Genomic DNA, 4,230 nt, shown 5'->3' with positions numbered 1-4,230 from the left:
CAAGACGCTGATCCAGGCCAGAGATGTTAAATTGAAGAGCATGCTCTTCAATTTAACGCAAAGTTCAGGAATTGTGTAGATACCTATGCCTTTTAGGAGAGGGTTAGGGTGAGGTCATATTTTAATCCTTCCTAACGTCCTTTTGATAAAGGAAGGACTTTACTTTTAAAATGTGTCAACAATAAAAAAAAAAGCACCTTTCGGTGCTTTTTTTATTTACTGAATGATCTGTAAATCATCCTGTAAATGACAGGCCTGAATGATATTCATCATTTTAGCAGGGACAGCTTTAAACTGTAGTCCTTGCGCTTGAGGCGTCTGGCGCAACCAGCGCACCAATACTGCCAAAGCCAAAGTACTACCACTTTCAAGCCCAGCTAGATTAACCACAAGCGGAAACTGGTTCTTTGACTGGATTAGCCGCAAGCCATCTAAGTAATAGTCCTGCGCATTGTCATAGTCAATTTTGCCTGAAACCTGTAATTCCTGATCCTTGAATGTAATCACGGCTCACCTGTCTGATTATTTCTTGTCGATTGCAGCTTCTGCATCCGGTTTGAAGTTAGCAATGGCTTTATCTATGTTACCGCCATTACGTTTTACTGTCGCAGCAAACTGGTTACGGAATTGCAAACCTAGATCGATACCCGATACGTTGATGTTGCGGATTTTCCATTGTGAACCTTTGTCCACCAGCTGGAACGCCACGGGAATTTTCTCGCCCTTATTATTAAAGTCGATGGTTACAACAGGGTTTTTGCTATTGCTGGCCTTGTATGGACGCACGCTATAGGTCTGATTGCTGAACTTGGAAAATGCAGAACCATAATTTTCAATGAGCGTTTCACGGAAATTCTTTTCAAACTGGGCGCGTTGTGCAGCAGTACTATACTGGTTCGTCGCATAAGTCCCCATCACAATACGCGTGAAAGACTGTGAATCAATGTATGGATCCAGATTCTGGCGGACAATCGCTTTGACCAGCGCTGGATTGTTCTGCAATTTTGCGTTATCAGCTTTGAGGCGCTCAATCAAACCATCTGCCACTTTTTTAATAAAAGCAGGTGGCGCTTCAGACGGTGCAGCAAACACTGTACCAGCAACCATTGTTGAAAGAATGCTTGCTGCAAGCGTTTGTTTTACTAAAGTCTTCACTGAAATCTCCTCAATCTATTATTCAACAAATGCAGGTTCTGCATCAGTCGATTCTGAAACTGTCGCCTGTTCTGGGGCAGTTTCTTGACTATCCGACGATTTACCGGCACCGCCAGTAATGAACTTCGTCACTAAATCTTCAATTTCCATGGTGCCTTGGGTATTGGCAATCTGATCACCGCGTTTCAAATAGTTCAGACCACCACCTGGAATAATTTTCAGGTATTTTTCACCCAATAACCCATTGGTCGCTACCATAATATAAGCATCCTCATCAATATTGGTGATGGATTTCATGTTAGCTAACAGTTGTTTTTCCATGTCTTTTTGTTGCGCAGGGGTAGCAGCAGTATAGTCCGAACTATAACGTAACTCTTCCAGTGCTTCCTGCTGAACCTGCTTTAACTGTTCAGCATTAAACGAGGTCAATGAGCCATCCAGAGTCATATGCACGGTCGCCAGACGAGTTACAGGGTCCAGGGTAATGTCATCCACCTGCCCCACTTTCACACCACTTAATGCCACTTTGGCACGTGGCTTGATCCCATTTACATTTTCAAAAGTCGCTGTCATTTTATAGCTGTCGGAAATATTGTGTCCGACCAGACCACTGACACGCATTGCTAGGAAAAATAAGGCAATACCAAACAAAATAACAAAAACACCAACGGCCAGCTCACTAGTACGTGATTTCATTAAACACCTCCGAACATGACCGCAGTCAACACAAAGTCAAAGCCTAAAACGCACAGCGAAGAATACACGACTGTACGCGTTGTAGAAGTTGCAATACCTTCCGATGTCGGGACACAGGCATAGCCTTGATACACCGCAATCCAGGTACAAATTAATGCGAATACAAAACTTTTAATAATGGTGCCATTTAAGACATCTTTATAGAATTGCACGCTGCTTTCCATGCCGCTCCAATAAGCGCCTTCATCGGCTCCCAGGAAATCCACCCCGACCATTTTGCCGCCCATAATGCCAACTGCAGCAAAGATGACGGAAAGCATTGGCAAGCTAAAAATCCCTGCCCAAAGACGTGGAGAAATCACCCGCTTCAATGGATCGACACCGATCATTTCCATACTGGACAATTGTTCAGTGGCTTTCATCAGACCAATTTCAGCAGTCAAGGCTGAACCGGCACGTCCCGCAAACAGCAAAGCAGCGACCACAGGTGCCAGTTCACGCAGCAAGGTCAGCGCGACTGCTGTTCCTAGCATCGACTCACTACCAAAGGTCGACAAGATGCTGAACATCTGCAAACCAAGCACGGCTCCAATAAACAGGCCAGAAACCACAATAATCAGCAGGGACAATACCCCAACCCGATACATCTGATAAACAAACAGCTTTACTCCAAGCCAGGTCGGCATGGAAAATAAAATCTGCAACAGCATCAGGGTCGCGACCCCAATCCCCTGTACACGTTCAATAACGCGTCTACCTAATGCGGCAATTGCATTCATGAACGAACCTCATCACTTAAATAAGCTTGATGACTAAACTGATAATCCACCGGACCTTCTACCGAACCGGTCAGGAATTGCTGTACAAAAGCAGACGGATGCGCTTTCAGCTCTGCTGGTGTGCCCTTGCCCTGAATTTTGCCTTCTGCCACCACATAAATGTAGTCCGCAATCGATAAAGTTTCTGCAACATCATGCGAGACAATAATCGTGGTCAAGTCTAGTGCTTCACGTAATGAACGGATCAGACGAGTCAAAACGCCCATCACAATCGGATCTTGTCCGGCAAACGGTTCATCGTACATGATCAGCTCAGGATCTAGCGCAATCGCACGGGCCAAAGCCACGCGTCGGTTCATACCACCGGATAGTTCAGATGGCATCATCTGTTCTGCACCACGTAAACCGACTGATTCCAGCTTCAGTGCCACGATTTCCTTAATCAGATGTTCCGGCAATTTGGTATGTGCCCGAATCGGAAATGCGACATTTTCATACACGCTCATATCGGTAAACAAAGCACCGCTCTGAAACAACATACCCATCCGTGCACGTGCTGAAAAAAGTTCGGAACGTGACATCGTGGCAATATCTTTGCCGTCCAATAAAACCTGACCGTGCTCAGGAACCAGCTGCCCACCAATCAATCTTAATAAGGTGGTTTTACCAGTACCGGATGGCCCCATAATGGCGGTAATCTGCCCACGACGAATATTTAAACTCACGTCGTCATAAATCACGCGCTCACCCCGCTTGAAGCTCAGATTCTTGACTTCAATCAGAGATTGAGTATCTCGCGCTGTTTGATTTTTCATAGCTGAGTTTATTCCTGCATTTTTTCAGCATGCATACTATAAAGGAACGAAGTTCAAAATGTTAGCAGTTGAAAAAGGTGGTTTAATATCATAAAAAATGACAACAATGGATTATTTCGTATTTTTTGTAATAAAAATATGCACTTAAGCTTGAAGCAGGTACATTGATTAATTAAAAAGACTGTATAAATAATAGATAATATTCCATAAAATCAAAGTCAATGCGATATATGGCATATACACCTCTATCAATTGAGATCGAAGAGTTAAGCTTTTCATATTAATAATTATCATAACCCTGACAAAACATGATTTAGTAGACATTTTACGTTAAAAAGCAAAAAACTCAATGCATAAAAAAAACCGGTATTTCTACCGGTTTTTTATCTTCATCTAGCGACTGAATTAGTCGTTAAATTTACGACGTGGACGATCTTCACCACCGAACGAACGTTCACCACGTGGCTTGTCATCAAAGTTGCGACGTACTGGACGATCACCGAAATCACGCTTTGGACGGTCATCACCGAATGAACGCGCTGGACGATCACCGAAACCACCTTCACGACGTGGAGCTGGACGATCACCAAAATCACGTTTTGGACGATCACCATAACCACCTTCACGAGCTGGTTTGTAGTCTACACGGTTGCCACGGTTGTCATCATTAGAGCGAGGACGGTCACCAAAACCACCTTCACGACGTGGAGCTGGACGATCACCGAAGTCACGCTTTGGACGGTCATCAAACGAACGTTGTGGACGATCACCGAAACCGCCTTCAC

General features: G+C 44.3%; 5 protein-coding genes and 1 pseudogene. All 6 read right to left on the bottom strand.

Annotated elements, in window-relative coordinates; translation table 11 throughout:
* Nucleotides 1-216: 216 nt before the first annotated feature.
* Nucleotides 217-507, bottom strand: a complete 291-nt coding sequence (locus NI469_RS15490; protein WP_253175650.1) for an STAS domain-containing protein — start codon at nucleotides 505-507, stop codon at nucleotides 217-219.
* 15 nt (nucleotides 508-522) lie between these two features.
* Complete coding sequence (locus NI469_RS15485) at nucleotides 523-1,155, bottom strand: MlaC/ttg2D family ABC transporter substrate-binding protein (protein WP_005249877.1); 633 nt, start codon at nucleotides 1,153-1,155, stop codon at nucleotides 523-525.
* 18 nt (nucleotides 1,156-1,173) lie between these two features.
* A complete protein-coding gene (gene mlaD / locus NI469_RS15480) occupies nucleotides 1,174-1,851 on the bottom strand; it encodes an outer membrane lipid asymmetry maintenance protein MlaD (RefSeq protein WP_180086844.1) in 678 nt (225 codons plus the stop codon).
* Nucleotides 1,851-2,630, bottom strand: coding sequence for a lipid asymmetry maintenance ABC transporter permease subunit MlaE (gene mlaE / locus NI469_RS15475; protein WP_005248230.1), 780 nt, complete (start codon nucleotides 2,628-2,630; stop codon nucleotides 1,851-1,853). Before mlaE ends, mlaD begins: the two co-directional genes overlap by 1 nt.
* Nucleotides 2,627-3,445: an ABC transporter ATP-binding protein gene (locus NI469_RS15470; RefSeq protein WP_253175649.1), complete on the bottom strand. Its 819-nt coding sequence runs from the start codon at nucleotides 3,443-3,445 to the stop codon at nucleotides 2,627-2,629. Before NI469_RS15470 ends, mlaE begins: the two co-directional genes overlap by 4 nt.
* 405 nt (nucleotides 3,446-3,850) lie before the next feature.
* Nucleotides 3,851-4,230: pseudogene (locus NI469_RS15465) on the bottom strand (DEAD/DEAH box helicase); the annotation flags it as partial.

Origin of the sequence: Acinetobacter lwoffii (genome assembly GCF_024129735.1) — a bacterium.
Classification (GTDB): domain Bacteria; phylum Pseudomonadota; class Gammaproteobacteria; order Pseudomonadales; family Moraxellaceae; genus Acinetobacter; species Acinetobacter lwoffii_H.
The sequence above is the reverse complement of the archived record's forward strand: the minus strand, read 5'-3'. Positions and strand labels throughout refer to the sequence as shown.